Consider the following 22,119-nt stretch of genomic DNA (forward strand, 5'->3'; position numbering starts at 1 on the left):
AGGGAAAACCGCAGTCGGCGCTGGTGAGACTGTGCGGGAAACCCCGGCATCTCACCTCGAGAGGTTGACATCCTGATGTCGAACGAGCAGAAGCTTCGCGACTATCTGAAGCGGGCCATCGCGGACCTTGACGAGACGCGCGAGCAGCTGCGAGAGGTACACGAGAAGAGCCGGGAGCCCATCGCCATCGTCGGCATGGCCTGCCGCTACCCCGGCGGCGCCGACACGCCCGAGCAGCTGTGGGAGCTGGTGCGCGGCGGAATCGACGCCGTCTCCGCCTTCCCCGCCGACCGCGGCTGGGACCTCGAAGGCCTCTACGGAGGCGCTGATGCGGGTGGCGAGGGAGGTGCGGGGGGCGCCGTGTACCCGCGCGAGAGCGGCTTCCTGCACGGCGCGGGCGAGTTCGACCCCGGCTTCTTCGGCATCTCCCCGCGCGAGGCCCTCGCCATGGACCCGCAGCAGCGGTTGATGCTGGAGACCGCCTGGGAGGCGGTCGAGCGCGCCGGTATCTCCCCGCACACCCTGCGCGGGACCCAGACCGGCGTGTTCATCGGCGCCGGGCACGGCGGCTACGACACCGCGGCCACCGCCGGACCCGGACGAATCCGCGAGGAAGTCGCCGGCCACGTGCTCACCGGCAACACCGTGAGCGTCGCCTCCGGGCGCATCTCGTATGTGCTGGGTCTGGAAGGCCCGGCCGTCACCGTCGACACCGCCTGCTCCTCGTCCCTGGTCGCCCTGCACCTGGCGGTGCAGTCGCTGCGCCGCGGCGAGTGCACGCTCGCGCTGGCCGGCGGTGTCACCGTCATGTCCACCCCGCAGATGTTCGTCGAGTTCGGCCGCCAGCGCGGCCTGGCCGCCGACGGCCGCTGCAAGCCCTTCTCGGCTGCCGCCGACGGCACCGCGTGGAGCGAGGGCGCCGGTGTCATCCTGGTCGAGCGGCTGTCCGACGCGCTGCGGGCCGGGCACCCGGTGCTGGCCGTCGTACGCGGCTCCGCCGTCAACCAGGACGGCGCCAGCAACGGCCTGACGGCGCCGAACGGGCCTTCGCAGCAGCGCGTCATCCGGCGGGCCCTGGCCGACGCCGGCCTCGCGCCCGCCGACGTGGACACCGTCGAGGCGCACGGCACCGGCACCCGGCTCGGTGACCCCATCGAGGCCACCGCCCTGCTGGCCACGTACGGCCAGGGACGCCCGGCGGACCTGCCTCTGCTCCTCGGCTCGATGAAGTCCAACATCGGCCACACGCAGGCCGCGGCGGGTGTCGCGGGCGTCATCAAGACCGTGCTCGCCATGCGGCACGGCATCCTGCCCGGGACCCTGCACCTCGACGAGCCGTCCCCGCACGTGGACTGGACGGCCGGCAGCGTACGGCTGCTCGCCCAGGAGGCCGCCTGGCCGGCGCGCGAGGACCGGCCGCGACGGGCGGCCGTCTCCTCGTTCGGCGTCAGCGGCACCAACGCCCATGTGATCCTCGAACAGCCGGCGACCGCGCCCACCACGACGCGCGGCGGGGCTGATGCCTCCGGGGTGCTGCCGTGGGTGCTGTCGGCGAAGACCGCCGAGGCGCTCCGCGCCCAGGCGGCACGGCTCGCCGCACACGTCCGTGACCGTGCGGAGTCGAACGCCGCCGACATCGCCTTCTCGCTCGCCACCACCCGCACTGCGCTGGAATACCGGGTCGCGATCGTGGCCGGGGACCGCGCCGGTCTGCTCAGCCGCCTGGACGCCCTCGCGGAAGGCGAGGGGATGACCGCCCTCGCGGGCAAGGGCCCCCTCTCCGTGCTGTTCTCGGGGCAGGGTTCGCAGCGGCTGGGGATGGGGCGTGAGCTGTATGCCCATTTCCCGGTGTTCGCGGCGGCCTTCGATGCCGTGTGCGCTGGCCTGGGCATGCCGGTGCGGGAGGTGGTCTGGGGTGAGGACGCGGATGCGTTGAACCAGACGGTGTTCGCGCAGGCGGGTCTGTTCGCCGTGGAGGTGGCCCTGTTCCGTCTCGTCGAATCGTGGGGTGTCAAGCCGGACTTCGTGGCCGGGCACTCCATCGGCGAGGTGGCCGCTGCCCACGTGGCCGGGGTGTTCTCCCTGGCCGACGCGTGCGCGCTGGTCGCGGCCCGTGGCCGGCTGATGCAGGCGCTCCCGGAGGGCGGCGCGATGCTGGCCGTCCAGGCGACCGAGCAGGAAGTCCTCCCGCTCCTGGGCGAGTCGGTGTCCATTGCCGCCGTCAACGGTCCGTCGGCCGTGGTGGTCTCCGGTGCCGAGGAAGCGGCGGAAGCCGTACGCGCCCACTTCGAGGGGCTCGGCCGCAAGGTGACCCGCCTCCGGGTCTCGCACGCCTTCCACTCCCCGCTGATGGACCCGATGCTGGAGGAGTTCCGCGCGGTCGTGGCGGGCCTGTCCTTCGGCGTGCCCACCCTTCCGCTTGTCTCCAACCTGACCGGACAGCTCGCCTCGACCGTGGAACTGTGCACCCCGGACTACTGGGTGCGCCATGTCCGCGAGGCGGTCCGGTTCGGCGACGGCGTCCGCACCCTCGTGGACCTGGGCGTGACCACGTACCTGGAACTCGGCCCGGACGGCGTGCTGTCCGCCATGGCCGCCGACACCGTGAGCAGCGGCGACAGCGCCGTCCTGGTACCCGCCCTGCGCAAGGGCACGGACGAGGAGACCTCGCTCGTCCAGGCGCTCGCCCGGCTGCACACCGGCGGCGTGGACATCGACTGGGCCGCCTTCTTCGCCCCGCTCGGCGCCACCCGGACCGACCTCCCCACCTACGCCTTCCAGCACGAGCGGTTCTGGCTGCAGGCCCGGACGACCGGCGCCGGCGCCGAGGCACTCGGCCTGCAGTCCGCCGACCACCCGCTGCTCACCGGCGCCGTCGAACTCGCGGCGTCCGACGGCTTCCTGCTCACCGGCCGGCTCTCCGTACAGAGCCACCCCTGGCTCGCGGACCACGTCATCAACGGCGCGGTGCTGCTGCCGGGCACCGGGTTCCTCGAACTCGCCCTCAGGGCGGGCGACGAGGTCGGCTGTGACGTGGTGGACGAACTCACCCTGGCCGCGCCCCTGATCCTGCCGGAGCACGGCAGCGTGCAGGTGCAGATCTGGGTGGGGGAGCAGGACGGGACCGGGCGCCGGACCCTGAACGTCCACTCCCGGCCCGGCCACGACCCGGAAGAGCCGTGGACCGAGCACGCCACCGGTGTGCTCTCCAACGGTGCGGCGACCACCCCGTTCGACAGCTCCGAGTGGCCGCCCACCGGCGCCGAACCGCTCGACCTGAGCGGCCTCTACGACCGGATGGCGGCCGGCGGCTTCGACTACGGACCCCTCTTCCGGGGTGTGCGCGCCGCCTGGCTCAAGGACGAGGCGGTGTACGCCGAGCTGGTGTTGCCGGAAGCGGACGCGCGGGCGGGGGAGGCCGAATCGTTCGGCCTGCACCCGGCCCTGCTGGACGCTGCGCTGCACGTATCCGCGTACAACGGCATCGAGGAAGGCGTGGTGCCGTTCTCCTGGGAGGGCGTGTCCCTGCACGCCTCCGGCGCCGCGTCGGTCCGGGTCCGGGTCACCCGCACGGGCGAGGACTCGGTCGCCCTCTCCGTCGCCGACACGGCGGGCGAGCCCGTGATGTCGGTGGGCTCACTGCTGCTGCGTCCCGTCGATTCCGCTCGTACGGCGGACCGGGACCCGGTGTTCGGGGTGGAGTGGGTGCCGGTCCGGGTGCCGGCTGCGGTGGCGGTGTCGCCGGATGTGGTGGTGCACCGGCTGGCCGGCGAAGGCGATGTTGTGGAGTCGGTGCACGCGTTGTCGGCGCGGCTGCTGGCCCTGGTGCAGGAGTTGCCGGAGGAGTCGCGGCTGGTGCTGGTGACCCGGGGTGCGGTGTCGGGCCAGGATCTGGCGGCTGCCGCCGCGTGGGGTCTGGTGCGTTCGGCGCAGTCGGAGCAGCCGGGCCGGTTCGTGCTGGTGGACGTGGCGGGCGAGGAGCCCGCCGGTCTGCTGGAGTCCGTACTGGCCGTGGACGAGCCGCAGCTGCTCGTGCGGGACGGCGAACTGCTTGCGCCGCGGGTCACCCGGGCCGGCGCCACGGAGCCGGGCCCGGTGTGGGCGGGTGAGGGTACGGTCCTGATCACCGGTGGAACCGGTGGCCTGGGCCGGGTCCTGGCCCGGCACCTGGTGACGGAACACGGCGTACGCAGCCTGCTGCTGGTCAGCCGGCGCGGCCCGGCCGCCGAGGGTGCCGCCGAACTCGTTCCGGAGCTCGCCGCGTTGGGCGCCGAGGCCATTGTCGAGGCATGTGACGTGGCCGATGCCGCTGCGGTGACCGACCTCTTCGCCCGGCACCGGGTGCGGGCCGTCGTGCACACGGCCGGTGTCATCGACGACGGCGTGGTGGGCTCGCTGACCCCCGAACGCCTGTCGGCCGTCCTGCGGCCGAAGGCGGACGCTGCCTGGAACCTGCACGAGGCCACCCGGGACCTCGATCTCACCGCCTTCGTGCTCTTCTCCTCCGCGTCCGGCCTGTTCGGCGGGCCCGGCCAGGCCAACTACGCCGCCGCCAACGCCTTCCTGGACGCGCTGGCCGCGCACCGCCGGGCGGCGGGCCTGCCAGCCGCGTCCCTGGCGTGGGGGCCGTGGAGCCAGGCCGGCGGTATGACCGGCACGCTCTCCGAAGCCGACCTCCTGCGCATCGCCCGTACCGGCATGCCGGCCCTCGCCCCGGACCAGGGCACCGCCCTGTTCGACGCGGCACTGACCGGCGGCCGTGCCCTCACACTCACCGCCCGGCTGGACCTTGCCGCCCTGCGGGGCCAGAGCGAGATTCCCGCGCTGCTGCGCGGGCTGATCCGGCCCCGTACCCGGAACCGGCGGGCGGTCAACACCGGCTCGGGAGCCGCCTCCGCGCTGCTCCAGCGACTGACCGGCCTCGGCCCGGACGAGCGGCGCGAGGCGCTGCTCGACCTCGTCCGCGCGCAGATCGCGCTCGTCCTCGGCTACGCCGGCTCCGAGACCGTCGACGCGTCCCGCACCTTCCAGGACCTCGGCTTCGACTCCCTGACCGCCGTCGAGCTGCGCAACCGGCTCGGCGCGGTCAGCGGACTGCGGCTGCCCGCCACCGTCGTCTTCGACTACCCGACCGCCGAGGCGCTCGTACGCTTCGTGCTGGACGAACTGTTCGCAGCGAACGCCGAAACCGATGCCTTGCCCGCCCCGCGGGCCGCGGCGTCCCTCACCGAGGACCCCGTCGTCATTGTCGGCATGTCCTGCCGCTACCCCGGAGGCGTCGAGTCCCCGGAGGACCTGTGGCGACTGGTCTCGGACGGGACCGACGCGATCACCGGCTTCCCGGGTGACCGCGGCTGGGACACCGACGGCCTGTACCACCCGGACCCGGCGCACACGGGTACCACCTACTCCCGCGAGGGCGGATTCCTGCACCGCGCGGCCGAGTTCGACGCCGACTTCTTCGGCATGAGCCCGCGCGAAGCCCTGGCCACGGACGCCCAGCAGCGGCTGCTGCTGGAGGCGACCTGGGAGGCGGTGGAGCAGGCCGGCATCGATCCGGTGTCGCTGCGCGGCAGCCGCACCGGCGTCTTCGCGGGCGTCATGTACAGCGACTACGCCAACCTTCTCACCGCCACCGAGTTCGACGGCTTCCGCGCCAACGGCACCGGCCCGAGCATCGCCTCCGGCCGCGTGTCGTACACCTTCGGCTTCGAAGGCCCCGCGGTGACGGTGGACACGGCCTGCTCTTCCTCACTGGTGGCCCTGCACTGGGCCGCCCAGGCCCTGCGGGCGGGGGAGTGCTCCCTCGCGCTGGCCGGCGGCGTGTCCGTCATGGCCACCCCGAACACCTTTGTCGAGTCCTCCCGCCAGCGCGTGATGTCCCCGGACGGCCGCTGCCGTTCCTTCGCCGACACGGCCGACGGTGTCGGCTGGTCGGAGGGCGTGGGCATGCTGGTGCTGGAGCGGCTGTCGGATGCGGTGCGGAACGGGCACCGGGTGTTGGCGGTCGTACGCGGCTCGGCGGTGAACCAGGACGGTGCGAGCAATGGCCTGACGGCGCCGAACGGGCCCTCGCAGCAGCGGGTGATCCGGCAGGCGCTGGCGAGCGCAGGGCTCTCGTCGGCGGATGTGGATGTGGTCGAGGGCCACGGTACGGGTACGACGCTGGGTGACCCGATCGAGGCGCAGGCGTTGATCGCGACCTACGGTCAGGACCGGCCGGAGGGCCGGCCGTTGTGGCTGGGCTCGCTGAAGTCGAACATCGGTCACGCGCAGGCTGCGGCCGGTGTCGCGGGCATCATCAAGATGATCATGGCGATGCGGCACGGTGTACTGCCGCGCACGCTGCATGTGGTTGCGCCGTCCTCGCATGTGGACTGGGCGGCGGGTGATGTGGAGCTGCTGTCGCAGGAGCGTGCCTGGCCGGAGCTGGGGCGTGCCCGGCGGGCGGGTGTGTCCTCGTTCGGCATCAGTGGCACGAATGCGCATGTGGTGCTTGAGCAGTTCGCGTCGGCGGATGTGGTGCCGGCTGCTGCGGACGTCGTTCCGGGTGTGGTGCCGTGGCTGGTGTCCGGCAAGACGGAGGATGCGCTGTACGACCAGGTCGCGCGCCTGCGCTCGTACGTGGACGAGTCGGGGCTGCGGCCGGTGGATGTGGGTCTGTCCACGCTGGGCCGGTCGGTCTTCGGGCACCGGGCTGTCGTACTGAACGGCGAGCAGGTGATCCAGGGCCAGGCGCGGGGCGGGAAGACGACGTTCCTGTTCACGGGTCAGGGTTCGCAGCGGCTGGGGATGGGGCGTGAGCTGTATGCCCGTTTCCCGGTGTTCGCGGCGGCCTTTGACGAGGTGTGCGCGGAGCTGGATGTCCCGGTGCGGGATGTGGTCTGGGGTGCGGATGCCGATGCGCTGAACCAGACGATGTTTGCGCAGGCAGGTCTGTTCGCCGTCGAGGTGGCGTTGTTCCGGCTGGTGGAGTCCTGGGGTGTCAAGCCGGACTTCGTGGCCGGTCACTCCATCGGTGAGGTGGCCGCGGCCCATGTGGCCGGGGTGTTCTCCCTTTCCGACGCGTGTGTGCTGGTGGCGGCCCGTGGCCGGCTGATGCAGGCGCTGCCGGAGGGCGGCGCCATGCTGGCGGTTCAGGCAACGGAGGAGGAAGTCCTCCCGCTGCTGGGCGAGTTCGTGTCGATCGCCGCGGTCAACGGTCCGTCGGCCGTGGTCGTGTCCGGCGCGGAGGAGGAAGTGGAGTCCGTAGGGGCCCACTTCGAGGGGCTGGGGCGCAAGGTGACCCGCCTTCGGGTCTCGCACGCGTTCCACTCGCCGCTGATGGACCCGATGCTGGACGAGTTCCGCGCGGTTGTCTCCGGCCTGTCGTTCTCCGCACCCACGATCCCGCTGGTCGAGCCGGTCTGTGACCCGGAGTACTGGGTGCGGCATGTCCGCGAGGCGGTGCGTTTCGCGGACGGTGTGCGGGCCCTGCACGAGCAGGGCGTGACGCGGTTCCTGGAGCTCGGCCCCGACGGGGTCCTGTCCGCCATGGCCGCCGAGACCGTCACTGACGGATCGGCCGTCCTCGTGCCCCTCCTGCGCAAGAACCGCGACGAGGAGACCTCCGCCCTCCAGGCCCTCGCCCAGCTCTACGTCCACGGCGCCAAGGTCAACTGGTCCGCGTTCTTCGCCGACACCGATGCCCGTCCGGTCGAGCTGCCCACCTACGCCTTCCAGCACCAGCGCTACTGGCCCCCGACCGGTGGTGTCACCGGAAGTTCCCCGATCGCCGTCGACGCGGTGGAGACCGCCTTCTGGGAGGCCGCGGAACGCGGTGACCTCGCCGCCGCCTCCGCCGTACTCGGCATCGAAGGCGCTCCCGCCCAGGCATCCCTCGACGACCTGCTCCCCGTCCTCGGAGCCTGGCGCGCCCACCGGCGCACCCGCGCCGCAACCGAGGCCTGGGCCTATCGGACCACCTGGACCGCCGTCCTCGACGGTTCCGCCACCGCGCTGCCCTCCGGCTCCGGCTGGCTGGCCGTCGTACCCGACCACGCGGCGGACGACGACTCCCTCGCCGGGCTGCTCGCCGCCCTGACCGATCTCGGCGCGCGTGTCGAGCGGCTCGTCGTGCCCGCCGCCGAAGGTGCGGACCTCCTGGCGGATGCCGTCGCTACGGCCCTGGCTGCCTCCGGACCGGTGTCCGGCCTCCTGTCCTTCCTCTCCTTCGACGAACGCCCGCACCCCGCCCACCCGGCGGTCCCGCAGGGGCTCCTCGCCACCGCCGACCTGCTGCGCGCCCTGGAGGCCGCCGGAGCGGAGGCGCCCCTGTGGTGCCTGACCCGCGGTGCGGTGTCCGTCGACGGCACGCAGCCGCCGGCCGCGCCCGTGCAGGCCCAGACCTGGGGTCTGGGCCGGGTCGCGGCGCTGGAGTACCCGCAGCGCTGGGGCGGGCTGATCGACCTCCCGGCTGCTCTCGACGGCCGCGACCTCGCGGCCCGGGTGGCCGGCGTGCTCGGCGCGGGCACGGCCGAGGACCAGATCGCCGTACGGGCCTCCGTCACGTACGCGCGGCGCCTCGCCCGCGTCGTCCCCGCCCGTGGCACGGAGCCGTGGACCGCCCCGCGCGGCACCGTCCTCGTCACCGGCGGTACGGGCGCCCTGGGCGGCCGTGTCGCCCGCTGGCTGGCCGGCGCGGGCGCCGAGCACCTGCTGCTGACCAGCCGTCGGGGCCCGGCGGCCGAAGGCGCGGCCGAACTGGCCGCCGAGCTGGAGGCCTCGGGCGTCCGGGTCACCATCGCGGCCTGCGACACCGCCGACCGCGACGCGCTCGCCGCGCTCCTCGCGGACGTCCCCGCCGAGCTTCCGCTGACCGGTGTCGTCCACGCCGCCGGTGTCCTCGACGACGGCGTGCTGGACGCGCTGACCGGTGAGCGGTTCGAGACCGTGCTGCGTGCCAAGGCGGAATCCGCCCGGCTGCTGGACGAACTCACCCGTGACCCGCAGGACGGGTCGTCGCAGCTGTCGATGTTCGTGCTGTTCTCCTCCATCGCCGGTGTGCTCGGCAACGCCGGACAGGCCAACTACGCCGCCGCCAACGCCTACCTCGACGCCCTCGCCGAGCAGCGCCGCGCCGCCGGACTGCCCGCCACCTCGGTGGCCTGGGGCTCGTGGGCCGACGCCGGCATGGCCGCCGGCAGTGACGCCCTCGCCGACCGGATCCGCCGCAGCGGCATGGCCCCGATGGCGCCCGAACTCGCCCTCGCTGCCCTGCAGCAGGCCCTCGTACGCGGCGCGGCCTGCGTGACCGTCGCCGACATCGACTGGGACACCCTCGCCCCGGCCCTGACGGCTGCGCGGCCCAGCCCGCTCATCGGCGACCTGCCCGAGGTGCGCAGCCGGCTGGAGCAGACTGCGCAGCAGGCCGGTGGAGGGACCTCGCCGCTGCGTGAGCGTCTGCTCGGCCTGGCGACCGCAGCAGAGCAGGAACGCGTCCTGACCGACCTGCTCCGCGAGGAGATCGCTCGCGTCCTCGGGCACGCCTCCGCGGGCACCGTCGACGTCAACCGGGCCTTCCGTGAACTGGGCTTCGACTCCCTGACCGCCGTGGAGCTGCGCAACCGGCTCACCGCCGTCACCGGCGTACGCCTGCCCGCCACGCTCCTGTTCGACCACCCGACCACAGCCGCCGTGGCCGCACACCTGCGCGCCGAGCTGCTGGACGGGCACACGGCCGTTTCCGCAGTGGCGGTACGGGCGGAGGCCGACGAACCGATCGCCATCGTGGCGATGGCCTGCCGCTTCCCCGGCGGCATCGGCTCCCCGGAGGAGTTCTGGGAGCTGCTCGCCCGGGGCGGTGACGGGGTCTCGGACCTGCCCACGGACCGGGGTTGGGACACCGAAGGCCTCTACCACCCGGACCCGGAGCACCAGGGCACCAGCTACGTCCGCGAAGGCGGCTTCCTCACCGGCCTGGCCGGCTTCGACGCCGACTTCTTCGGGATCTCGCCGCGCGAGGCCCTCGCCATGGACCCGCAGCAGCGGCTGCTGCTGGAGACGGCGTGGGAGACCGTCGAACGGGCGGGCATCGCCCCCGACACCCTGCGTGGAACCGCGACCGGCGTGTTCGTCGGCTCCAACTTCCAGGACTACCAACAGGTCCTCGGCACCGCCCCGGACGACGTCACCGGTCACCTGATGACCGGCAACGCGGCCAGCGTGGTCTCCGGCCGGGTGTCGTACGCCTTCGGCTTCGAAGGCCCGGCCGTCACCGTGGACACCGCCTGCTCCTCCTCGCTGGTCTCCCTGCACCTGGCCGCGCAGGCGCTGCGCCGCGGCGAATGCACTCTCGCCCTGGCGGGCGGTGTCACCGTCATGTCGACCCCGCAGATGTTCGTGGAGTTCTCCCGGCAGCGCGGTCTCGCACCCGACGGGCGCTGCAAGCCGTTCGCGGGAGCCGCCGACGGCACCGGCTGGGCCGAGGGCGTGGGCCTGCTGTTGGTGGAACGCCTCTCCGATGCCCGCCGCAACGGCCACACCGTCCTGGCCGTGCTGCGCGGCTCCGCCGTCAACCAGGACGGCGCGAGCAATGGCCTGACCGCCCCCAACGGGCCCTCCCAGCAGCGCGTCATCCGGCAGGCCCTGGCCGACGCCGGACTGGGCGCCGACGAGGTCGACGCGGTGGAGGCACACGGCACCGGAACCCGGCTCGGCGACCCGATCGAGGCGCAGGCGCTGCTCGCCACGTACGGGCAGGACCGTGACGCCGACCGGCCGCTGCTGCTCGGCTCGGTCAAGTCCAACATCGGCCACACCCAGGCCGCTGCCGGCATTGCCGGCGTCATCAAGATGATCCTGGCCATGCGGAACGGCATGCTGCCGCAATCCCTGCACATCGACGAGCCGTCCCCGCACGTGGACTGGTCGGCGGGCGCGGTCGAACTCCTCGCCGCCCCCACCGCCTGGCCGGCGGTGGACCGCCCGCACCGGGCGGGCGTCTCCTCCTTCGGCATCAGCGGCACCAACGCCCACGTCATCCTGGAGGCGGCCGACCCGCAGCCTGCCCTCGGAGGGGGCCGGCCGGAGCCGCTCCCCGCCCTGCCCTACGTACTGTCCGCCAAGTCCCCGGAGGCGCTGGCCGCGCAGGCGGAACGGCTCGCCGCGCACCTGCGCGACGGCGCCGAGCTGCCCGGGGTCGCGCACGCGCTGGCGACGGCCCGTACCACCATGTCGCACCGCGCCACCGTCGTCGCCGCCGACGCCACCACCCTGCTCGCCGGCCTGGACGCCCTCGCCGAAGGCAACGGCAGCGGCCAGGCATCGCCCGCCGTCCTCGAAGGCGCCGCCGACAGCGACGGCGACACCGTCTTCGTCTTCCCCGGCCAGGGCTCTCAGTGGCCCGGCATGGCGCTCGAACTGCTCGACATCTCACCGGTGTTCGCCGCCCGCATGGCCGAATGCGCCACCGCCCTCGACGCGTACACCGACTGGTCCCTCATGGACGTCCTGCGCGGAGCCGACGGCGCCCCCGGATTCGACCGCGTCGACGTGGTCCAGCCCGTGCTGTTCGCCGTCATGGTGTCCCTCGCCGAGCTGTGGCAGGCGCACGGCGTGCGCCCCGCCGCCGTCGTCGGCCACTCCCAGGGCGAGATAGCCGCCGCCTGCGTGGCCGGCGCCCTCACCCTCGACGACGCCGCCCGCGTCGTCACCCTGCGCAGCCAGGCCCTGACCGCCCTGTCCGGGCAGGGCGGCATGGTCTCCGTGGCCCGGCCCGCCGACCAGGTACGCGCCCTGCTGGCCCCCTGGGGCGAGCGGCTCTCCCTCGCCGCCGTCAACGGCCCCTCCTCCGTCGTGGTCTCCGGCGAGCCCGACGCCCTGGACGCCCTCCTCGACGCCTGCGCCCGCGACGGCATCCGCGCCAAGCGGATCCCCGTCGACTACGCCTCGCACTCCGTGCAGGTGGCCCGCATCGAGGAGGAGCTGAGCACCGTCCTCGCACCCGTCGCACCCCGCGCCGCGCGCATCCCCCTCTACTCCACCGTCACCGGTGCCCCCGTCGACACGACCCGGCTCGACGCCGCCTACTGGTACGCCAACCTCCGCGGCACCGTCGAGTTCGAACAGGCCACCCGCGCCCTGCTCGACGCCGGCCACCGCGTGTTCATCGAGGTCAGCCCGCACCCCGTCGTCACGACCGGAGTGCAGGAGACCATCGAGGCCACCGGCTCCGCCGCGGCAGCCACCGGCACCCTGCGCCGCGACGAGGGCGGCCTCGCCCGGTTCACGCTGTCCCTCGCCGACGCCCGCAACCACGGCACCCGTATCGACTGGGACGCCTTCTTCGAGACCGCCGGGATCCCGCGCCCCGGCACCCCGACGCCCCTGCCCACGTACGCCTTCCAGCACCGCCGCTACTGGCCGCGCCCGGCCACCGGCGGCGCCGGGGACGTCGCCTCGGCGGGGCTCGGCTCCCTCGACCACCCGCTGCTCGGGGCCACGCTGCCGCTCGCCCTCGGCGACGAGCTCGTCGCCACCGCCCGCTGGTCGCTGCGCAGCCACCCGTGGCTGGCCGACCACGCGGTCGGCGGCACCGTCATCGTGCCCGGCGCCGCGCTTGTCGAGGTGGCCGTCCGGGCCGGTGACGAGCTCGGCTGCGGCCGGGTCGAGGAACTGACCCTGCACGCGCCCGTCCTGCTGCCCGAACGCGCCGGCATCCAGGTGCAGATCGCGGTCGGCGCCGCCGACGCCTCCGGGCTGCGGACCGTCACCGTCCACACCCGGCCCGACGACGCGCCGGAAGCGGAGTGGACCCACCACGCCGACGGCACGCTCGCCGCGCCCGGCGCGGAACCCGCCGCCGAGGCGTTCGCCGTCTGGCCCCCGCGCGGGGCCGAGCCGGTCCCGGCGGTCGACGGCTACTACGCGTCGCTGCGCGCCGAGGGCTACGAGTACGGCCCGGTGTTCCAGGGCCTGCGGGCGGCCTGGCGTCTCGACGCGGACGTGTACGCCGAAGTGGCCCTGCCCGAGGGGGGATTGGCGGACGCCGCCTGCTTCGGGATCCACCCCGCTCTGCTGGATGCGGCCCTGCACGCGGCCGGATTCGGCCTGCTGAGCAACGCGGACGGCAGCACCGGTCTGCCCTTCTCCTGGACCGGGGTCACCCTCCACGCCACCGGCGCCACCGCCCTGCGGGTCCGGCTGCGGCCCGCCGGACCCGGCGCGGTGTCGGTCCTGATGGCCGACCCGCTCGGCCGCCCGGTCGCCACCATCGACGCGCTGGCCGTACGCCCGGTCACGGCCGCCACACTCGGCGCCGCCGACGCGGCCTCCCGTACGGTCCGCGAAGCCCTGTTCCACCTGGAGTGGACCCCGCTGGCAACGGCCCCGACCGCGTCGACTGCTTCGCCCGACTCGACGGCCGCGACGGCACAGGCCGGTCCGACCGGCTCGGCCGGGGCTGCCCGCTGGGCGATCCTCGGCTCCGAGACCGGGCAGGTGGCCGCCCTCACCGAGGGCGGGGCCGCCCTGGCCCGCTGGGACAGCCTGGCCGCGTTGGCGGCCTCCCTGCCCGAGACCGGCACACCGGACGCGGTGCTGCTCTACGCCGACGAGGCCGGCCTGGGCTTCACGTCCGGCGCGCCCGCCGAGAACTCCGCCACCCACGCGGCCGACGGCGCCGCTGAGGCCCCGTCCGCGGACACCGGCGGCACCATCACCGCCGCCCCGGCGGCCGGGTCGGCGCCAGACGGCACGACGGCCCTCCGGGCCGCCGGGTCCGGCGCGACGGCCGACGCTTCCGCCGCCCACACGGTCGGCGATGGAGGGTCGGGCTCCGTGCCCGGCGCGACCGCCGGAGCCCGTCCGAGGCGTGCGGCCGACCCGGCCGCACAGGCCGCCGCCGTCCTGGAAAAGGTGCTCGCCACCCTCCAGGAGTGGCTGGCCGACGAGCGGTTCGACGCGACCCGGCTGGTCGTCGCCACCCGAGGCGCCGTCACCCCCGACCCCGGCGGTGATGTCACCGATCTGCCCGGCTCCGCCCTGTGGGGCCTGCTGCGTTCGGCCCAGACCGAGCACCCCGGCCGGATCGTCCTCGCCGACCTCGACGACGACCCCGCCTCCTGGCGCGCCCTGCCCCAGGCGGTCGCCGCCGCGGGCGAGCCCCAGCTGGCGCTGCGCCAGGGGGCCGCGTACGCACCCCGCCTGACCCGTACCCACGCCTCCGGCGCGCTCACCGCTCCCGATGGCGGCGCAGCCCCTTGGCGGCTGGACATCCCCGAGAAGGGCAGCCTGGACCACCTGGCCCTGCTGCCCGCCCCGCAGGCGACCGCGCCGCTCGAACCCGGCCAGGTCCGGATCGAGGTCCGCGCCGCCGGACTCAACTTCCGCGATGTCCTGAACGCCCTTGGCATGTACCCCGGCGGCGCCGAATTCCTCGGCTCCGAGGCCGCCGGCCTCGTCGTCGAGACCGCCCCCGACGTCACCGGCCTGCGCGTCGGCGACCGCGTCTTCGGGATGGTCGCGGGCGGCTTCGGCCCCCTTGCCGTCGCCGACCGCCGCGTCATCACCCGTATGCCGGCGGGCTGGACCTTCGCCCAGGCCGCCGCCGCGCCCGTGGTGTTCCTCACCGCGTACTACGCGCTGCGCGACCTCGCGGGCCTCACCGAGGGCGAATCCGTCCTCGTCCACGCCGCCGCCGGCGGCGTCGGCATGGCCGCCACCCAGCTCGCCCGCCTCTGGGGCGCCGAGGTCTACGGCACCGCCAGCGAGCCCAAGCAGCGCCTGCTGCGCGCCGCGGCCGACGGCCTGCCCGCCGACCGCCTGGCCTCCTCCCGCACCCTCGACTTCGAGGACGCCTTCCGCACGGCGAGCGGCGGCCGGGGAGTGGACGTGGTCCTCAACTCCCTCGCCGGCGAGTACGTCGACGCCTCGCTGCGCCTCCTGGCGCCCGGCGGCCGGCTCATCGAGATGGGCAAGACCGACATCCGTGACGCCGCCGACATCGCCCGCGACCACGACGGCGCCTTCTACCGCGCCTTCGACCTGACCGAGGCCGGCCCCGAGCGGATCGGCGAGATGCTCACCGAGCTCGTCGCCCTCTTCGAACAGGGCGCCCTGCACCCGCTCCCGGTCACCGCCTGGGACATCCGCCACGCCCAGGACGCCTTCCGGTACGTCTCCCAGGCCCGCCACACCGGCAAGGTGGTCCTCACCGTGCCCCGCCCGTGGAACCCCGAGGGCACCGTCCTCATCACCGGCGGCACCGGAGAACTCGGCCGCGCGCTCGCCCGCCACCTCGTCACCGAACACGGCATACGGCACCTGTTGCTCGCCGGCCGCCGCGGCCCGGACAGCCCCGGCGCCGCCGCACTCCGCGCCGAACTGGCCGAGCTGGGCGCCGAGGTCACCCTCGCCGCCTGCGACGCCGCCGACCGTACGGCGCTCACCGCGCTGCTCGGCTCCGTCAGTGACGCCCACCCGCTGACCGCCGTCGTACACGCCGCCGGTGTGCTCGACGACGGCGTGGTCACCTCCCTCACCCCCGAGCGGCTGCGGACCGTACTGCGCCCGAAGGCGGACGCGGCCTGGAACCTGCACGAGCTGACCCGGCACCTGGACCTTGCCGACTTCGTCCTGTTCTCCTCGGCGGCCGGAACCTTCGGCAACGCCGGGCAGGGCAACTACGCCGCCGCCAACACCTTCCTGGACGGGCTCGCCCGCCACCGCCAAGCCGCCGGCCTGCCCGCCACCTCCCTCGCCTGGGGCCTGTGGGCCCAGGCCAGCGACATGACCGGACACCTCGACGACGGCGACCGCGGCCGGGCCCGGTCCAGCGGCGCGCTGCCGCTCGCGACCCGCGACGGGCTCACGCTGTTCGACGCGGCGCTCGCCGCGCGCCGGCCGCTGCTCGTACCGCAGCGCCTGGACAACGCCGTACTGCGCCGCCGCGCCCCCGAGGCACTGCCGTCGATCCTGCGGGCCCTGTTCCGGGGCACGGCCACCCGGCGCACCGTCGAGGCAGGACCGGGCACCGCCGCCGGCAGCGGCCTGCAGCAGCGGCTGGCCGCGCTGCCCGCCGCCGAACGGCAGACCGTACTGGTCGACCTCGTCACCACGTACGCAGCCGCCGTACTCGGCCACGCCGACGCCGGCCTGATCCACGCCGGGAAGGCCTTCCGTGACCTCGGCTTCGACTCGCTGACCGCCGTCGAGCTGCGCAACCGCCTTGCCACCGCGACCGGGTCGCGGCTGCCCGCCACCCTGGTCTTCGACCACCCGACGCCCGTCGCCCTCGCCGAACACCTCGGCAGCCTGCTGACCGACGCCGCACCCGCGGCGGAGGCGGCCACGACCCTGGCTGTCACGGACGAGGACCCCGTCGTCATCGTCGGCATGGCCTGCCGCTACCCGGGCGGCGTCCGCTCGCCCGAGGACCTGTGGACCCTGCTGGCCGACGGCACCGATGCCATCGGCGGCTTCCCCACGGACCGCGGCTGGGACCTGGAGCACTTCTACGACTCCGTCCCTGACCACCCGGACGCCTCCCGCACCCTCGACGGCGGATTCCTGCACGACGCCGCCGAGTTCGACGCTGACTTCTTCGGCATCAGCCCCAACGAGGCCACCGTCATGGACCCGCAGCAGCGCCTGCTGCTGGAGACCGCGTGGGAGGCGGTGGAGCGGGCCGGCATCGACCCCAGGTCGCTGCGCGGCAGCCGGACCGGCGTCTTCGCCGGCTTGTCCTCCAGCGACTACATGAGCCGCGGAGCCGACATCCCCGAGGCGCTCGCCGGATACGTCAACACCGGCAACGCCGTCAGCGTCGTCTCCGGCCGTGTCTCCTACGCCCTCGGCCTGGAGGGCCCGGCCGTCACCGTCGACACCGCCTGCTCCTCCTCCCTGGTGGCCCTGCACATGGCTGCGCAGGCGCTGCGGGCCGGTGAATGCTCGCTCGCCCTGGCGGGCGGTGTGACCGTCATGTCCTCCCCGGTGATCATCGTGGACTTCTCGCGGCAGCGCGGACTCGCCGCCAACGGCCGCTGCAAGCCCTTCTCGGCTGCCGCCGACGGCACCGGCTTCTCCGAAGGCTCCGGCCTGCTCGTCCTCGAACGCCTCTCGGACGCCGTACGCAACGGCCACCAGGTGCTGGCCGTCGTACGCGGCTCGGCCGTCAACCAGGACGGAGCCTCCAACGGGCTCTCCGCCCCCAACGGCCCCTCCCAGCAGCGGGTCATCCGCCAGGCCCTGGCGAGCGCCGGCCTGACCGGAGCCGACATCGACGCGGTGGAGGCACACGGCACGGGCACCCGGCTCGGCGACCCGATCGAAGCCCAGGCCCTGCTCGCCACCTACGGCCAGGACCGGGATGCGGACCGGCCGCTGCGGCTCGGCTCCGTCAAGTCCAACCTGGGGCACACCCAGGCCGCGGCCGGTGTCGCCGGAGTGATGAAGATGGTGCTCGCCATGCGGCACGGCGCGCTGCCGAAGTCGCTGCACGTCGACGAGCCGACCCCGCACGTGGACTGGTCGGCGGGCGCGGTAAGCGTCCTGGCCGAAGCCACCGCCTGGCCGTCCTCCACCGACCGCCCGCGCCGCGCCGGCGTCTCCTCCTTCGGCATCAGCGGCACCAACGCGCACGTAATCCTGGAACAGTGCCCTGACGCGGTGACCGGCTCGGCCGCTCCGTCCGCCTCGCTCCCCGGCTCCGGCGCGACCGCCAGTGCCGCCGCCCCGGCCGGGACCGGTGACACCGCTGCGTCGGCCGTGCCCGGCACGTCGGAGGCGGCTGTGGCCTCCGCCGCCGGCCGCCCGGCCGAAGCCGCATCGGCGCAGGCGCCCGGCATGGCCGCAGCCGCATCGGCCCAAGCCTTCGGCACGGCCGAGGCCGCTTCGACCCCGGACGCCTCCGAGGCGGCGGGCGCGCAGGCCGCTCCGGCCCCGGCCCGGGCCACCTCCGCGGCGGCGGACGCGGAGTCCGCAGCCGCGGCCCTGCCCTGGCTGTTGTCCGCGCGGAGCGCAGCCGCGCTGCGGGGGCAGGCTGCCGCGCTGCTCGCTCATCTCGACACCCCCGCCGGGAGCCAGGCCGCGCCGCTCGATCTTGCCGCCTCCCTCGCCACCCGGCGGGCCGTCCTCGAGCACCGCGCGGTCGTCACCGCCGCCGAGCCGCATGCCCTGCGGGCCGCGCTGGGCGCGCTCGCCGACGGCACCCCGGCCCCCGGACTCGTCCAGGGCCGGCACACCTCCGGCCGCGACCGCAGGACCGTCCTGGTCTTCCCCGGCCAGGGCTCCCAGTGGGCCGGTATGGGCGCCGAACTCCTCGACGCATCAAAGGAGTTCGCCGCTCGGATCGCCGCCTGTGAGCAGGCCCTCGCCCCGCACACGGACTGGTCCCTGACCGCCGTACTGCGCGGCGAGCCGACCGCCCCGTCGCTGAACCGCGTCGACGTCGCCCAGCCCGCCCTCTGGGCGGTCATGGTCGCCCTCGCCGAGGTCTGGCAGGCCCACGGCGTCCGCCCGGCCGCGGTCGTCGGCCACTCCCAGGGCGAGATCGCCGCCGCCTGCGTGGCCGGCGCCCTCTCCCTCGAGGACGGCGCCCGCGTGGTCGCCCTGCGCAGCCGGGCCATCGCCGCCGGCCTGTCCGGCCACGGCGGCATGGTCTCCGTCGCCGCCTCCCACGAGGACGTCCTCGCCCGCCTCACGTCCTGGGGCGAGCGGATCTCCGTGGCGGCGGTCAACGGCCCCGGCTCCGTCGTGGTCTCCGGCGAGTCGGACGCCCTCGACGCCCTCGTCGACGCCTGCACCCGGGACGGCGTACGCGCCAAGCGGATCCCCGTCGACTACGCCTCCCACTCCGCGCAGGTCGAGCGCATCCGCGAGACCGTCCTCGCCGACCTCGCCGGCATCGAGACCCGCGAACCCGCCATCCCGTTCCTCTCCACCCTCACCGGCGAGTGGATCGGCTCCGACACCGCCCTGGACGCCTCGTACTGGTACGAGAACCTGCGCCGCACCGTCCGCCTGGAGGACGCCCTGCGCACCCTCCTCGCCCAGGGCCACGACGTGTTCGTCGAGTCCAGCCCGCACCCGGTGCTGACCGCCGCCATCGAGGACACCATCGCCGCCGCCGAGACGGACGCGCTGGCCCTCGGCTCACTGCGCCGCGAGGACGGCGGCCCGGAGCGGCTGCTGACCTCCCTCGCCGAGGCGCACGTGCACGGCGTACGGGTCGACTGGAGCGGCATCCTGGACGGCGGCCGGGCGGCCGACCTGCCCACGTACGCCTTCCAGCGCAGCCGCTACTGGCTCGACGCGGCCCCCGCCCCGGCCACGGCAGCCGACCGCCCGGCGGATCCCGCCGGCCTGGACACCGTCGTCCGGCTCGCCGACGGGGACGGATCCCTCCTCCTCACCGGCCGGATCGCCGCCGCCACCCACCCGTGGCTGGCCGACCACACCGTGTACGGCTCCGCCGTCGTCCCCGGCACCGCCCTGCTCGACTGGGCGGTCCGGGCCGCCGACGAAGCCGGCTGCGCGACGATCGGGGAACTCACCGAACTGGTCCCGCTGGCCGCTCCCGAGGACGGCAGCGCGGAAATCCAGCTGACCGTGGGCGCGGCCGAGGCAGGCACCCGCCCGCTGACGGTCCACGCCCGGACCGCCGCCGACGCGGACTGGACCCGCCACGCCACCGGCACACTGCTCCAAGCGGCCGTGGCCGCCGGCGAGCCGTTCGACGCGACGGCCTGGCCGCCGCACGACGCCCGCCCGGCCGACCCCGAGGAGCTGGAGGAGCTGTACGCCGTCCTCGCCGAGGGCGGCTACGACCCCGGCCCGCTCCACCGCACCGTCCGCGCGCTCTGGACCACCCCCGACGGCAGCACCCTCGCCGAAGTAGCCCTGCCCCAGGACCAGCACGCGACCGCGTCCGGCTTCCGGATCCACCCGGCCCTGCTCCAGACCCTGCTGGCCATGACGGCCACCCGGTCCCGGTCCGGCGGACTCGAACTGCCCGCCGCCTGGCGCGCGGTGAACCTCACGGCCACCGGCGCCGCCCTCCTGCGCGTACGGATCACCCCCGCCCAGGACGGCATGGACGGCACCCTGTCCCTGACCGCCGCCGACGCCACGGGCGCGCCCGTCCTCACGGCGAACGCCCTCACCACACCGGCCACGGCTCCCCGACACCCCCAGGCACTGTTCGAAACCGCCTGGACGGAGCCGGAGTGGGCCCCGGCCGTGCTCGCCGAACCGACCGCCGCCGACACGCAGACCTTCACCGGCCTGCCCGCCCTGACGGAGGCCCTGGCAGCCGACGCCGACCACACGTCCCCCTTCGCAGGCACGGTGCTGCTGCGCCTGCCCGCGTCCGCCGACCGCGAGGACGGCGCCGACAACAGCCCCGTACGGGAGATGCTGCGCCTCGCCCAGGCATGGCTGGCCGATCCGCGCTGCGCGGACTCCCGGCTGGTCCTCGTCACCCCGGGCCAGGACGCCGCCCTCACCGACGCAGCCGTCCACGGCCTCATCCGCTCCGCCCAGGCCGAACACCCCGGCCGGTTCCTGCTCGTCGACACCGACGGCGACCCGGCCTCCGAGCAGGCGCTGCCGGGTGCCGTCGCGGCAGCCGCAGCCGCCGACGAAGCTCAGCTCGTCCTGCGCACCGGCACGGTGACCGTGCCGAGGCTCCGCCGCACCGCACCCCCGCAGGACCCCGCAGGCCTCCCGGTCTGGGAGTGGGACACGCACGGCGACGGCACCGTCCTGATCACCGGCGGCACCGGAACCCTCGGCGCCCTCGTCGCCCGCCACCTGGTCACCGAGCACGGCGTCCGGCACCTGCTGCTCACCGGCCGCCGGGGCCTCGCCGCCCCGGGCGCCGAGGAACTGCGCGAAGAACTCACCCGCATGGGGGCGGCCGTCACCATCGCCGCCTGCGACGCGGCCGACCGCGACGCCCTCGCCGACGTGCTCGCCGCCGTCCCGGCCGAACACCCGCTCACCGCCGTGGTCCACGCGGCCGGCGTCCTCCAGGACGGCCTCCTGGAGAACCTCACCACCGAGGACCTGGACCGCGTATGGCGCCCGAAGGCCGAAGCCGCCTGGCACCTGCACGAGCTGACCCGGGACACCAAACTGTCCGCCTTCGTCCTCTTCTCCTCCTTCGCCGGAGTCATCGGAGGTCCCGCCCAGGCCAACTACGCCGCCGCCAACTCCTTCCTCGACGCCCTCGCCCACCGGCGCCGGGCCCAGGGCCTCACCGCCGTCTCCCTCGCGTGGGGATACTGGGGAGATTCCAGTGAAATGACGTCCAGGCTGTCCCCCGTGGATGTCGCCCGCTTCGAACGCTCAGGAATGCTGCCGCTCTCGGCAGACCAAGGACTCGGCCTGCTCGACGCCGCCGCGGCCGTCGACCGTGCCCTCCTGGTACCCGTACGGCTCGACCCGCGGGCCTTCGCGGCCGGCGGTCGTACGCCGGCACTGCTCCGCGGACTCGCCCCCGTACGGACGGTCATACGGAGGTCCGCGAGCACACCCGGGGCCATCACCCCGGCGGACGGGACCCGGCACGACGGCGGCGACGAGGGCGGCTTCGCGCAGCGGCTGGCCGGACTCGGCGAGGCCAAGCGCGAGACGCTGCTGCTCCAGCTGATCACCGGCCATGTCGCCACCGTCCTCGGCCACGGCTCGCCCGCCTCGATCGAGGCCGAACGCGGCTTCCTCGACCTGGGCATGAGCTCGCTCACCGCCGTGGAACTGCGCAACCGCCTGAACGCCGAGACCGGGCTCCGGCTGCCGACGACAGCGGTCTTCGACCACCCGACCCCGCTGGCCCTCGCCCGGCACCTGCGCACACAACTGGCATCCGCCGACGGCGCGCAGCCGGAGATCTCCCTCCTGCCGGGACTCGACGACCTGGAACAGGCCGTGACGGCCGGCGCGGCCTCCGCGCTGGACGCCGACAGCCGCGCCCGCCTGACCGCCCGCCTCAAAGCACTGCAATGGAAGCTCGACGCCGCCGCTGAGGACGCCCACGACGGGGACACGGACGGCACCGACGCCGACGCCGACCTCGAAGCGGCCTCGACGGACGACGAGATCTTCGACCTGATCGACAAGGAACTCGGCCTCTCCTGACCG

General features: G+C 74.6%; 1 protein-coding gene. It reads left to right on the forward strand.

Annotated features, from left to right (window positions below; genetic code table 11):
* The first annotated feature begins 72 nt into the window (after window positions 1–72).
* On the forward strand, window positions 73–22,116 hold the full coding sequence (locus tag ABT123_RS21565) for a type I polyketide synthase (RefSeq protein WP_502971010.1): 22,044 nt from the start codon (window positions 73–75) through the stop codon (window positions 22,114–22,116).
* The last annotated feature ends 3 nt before the right edge of the window (window positions 22,117–22,119 follow it).

The organism is Streptomyces sp. NPDC002054 (assembly GCF_040296685.1).
GTDB lineage: Bacteria > Actinomycetota > Actinomycetes > Streptomycetales > Streptomycetaceae > Streptomyces.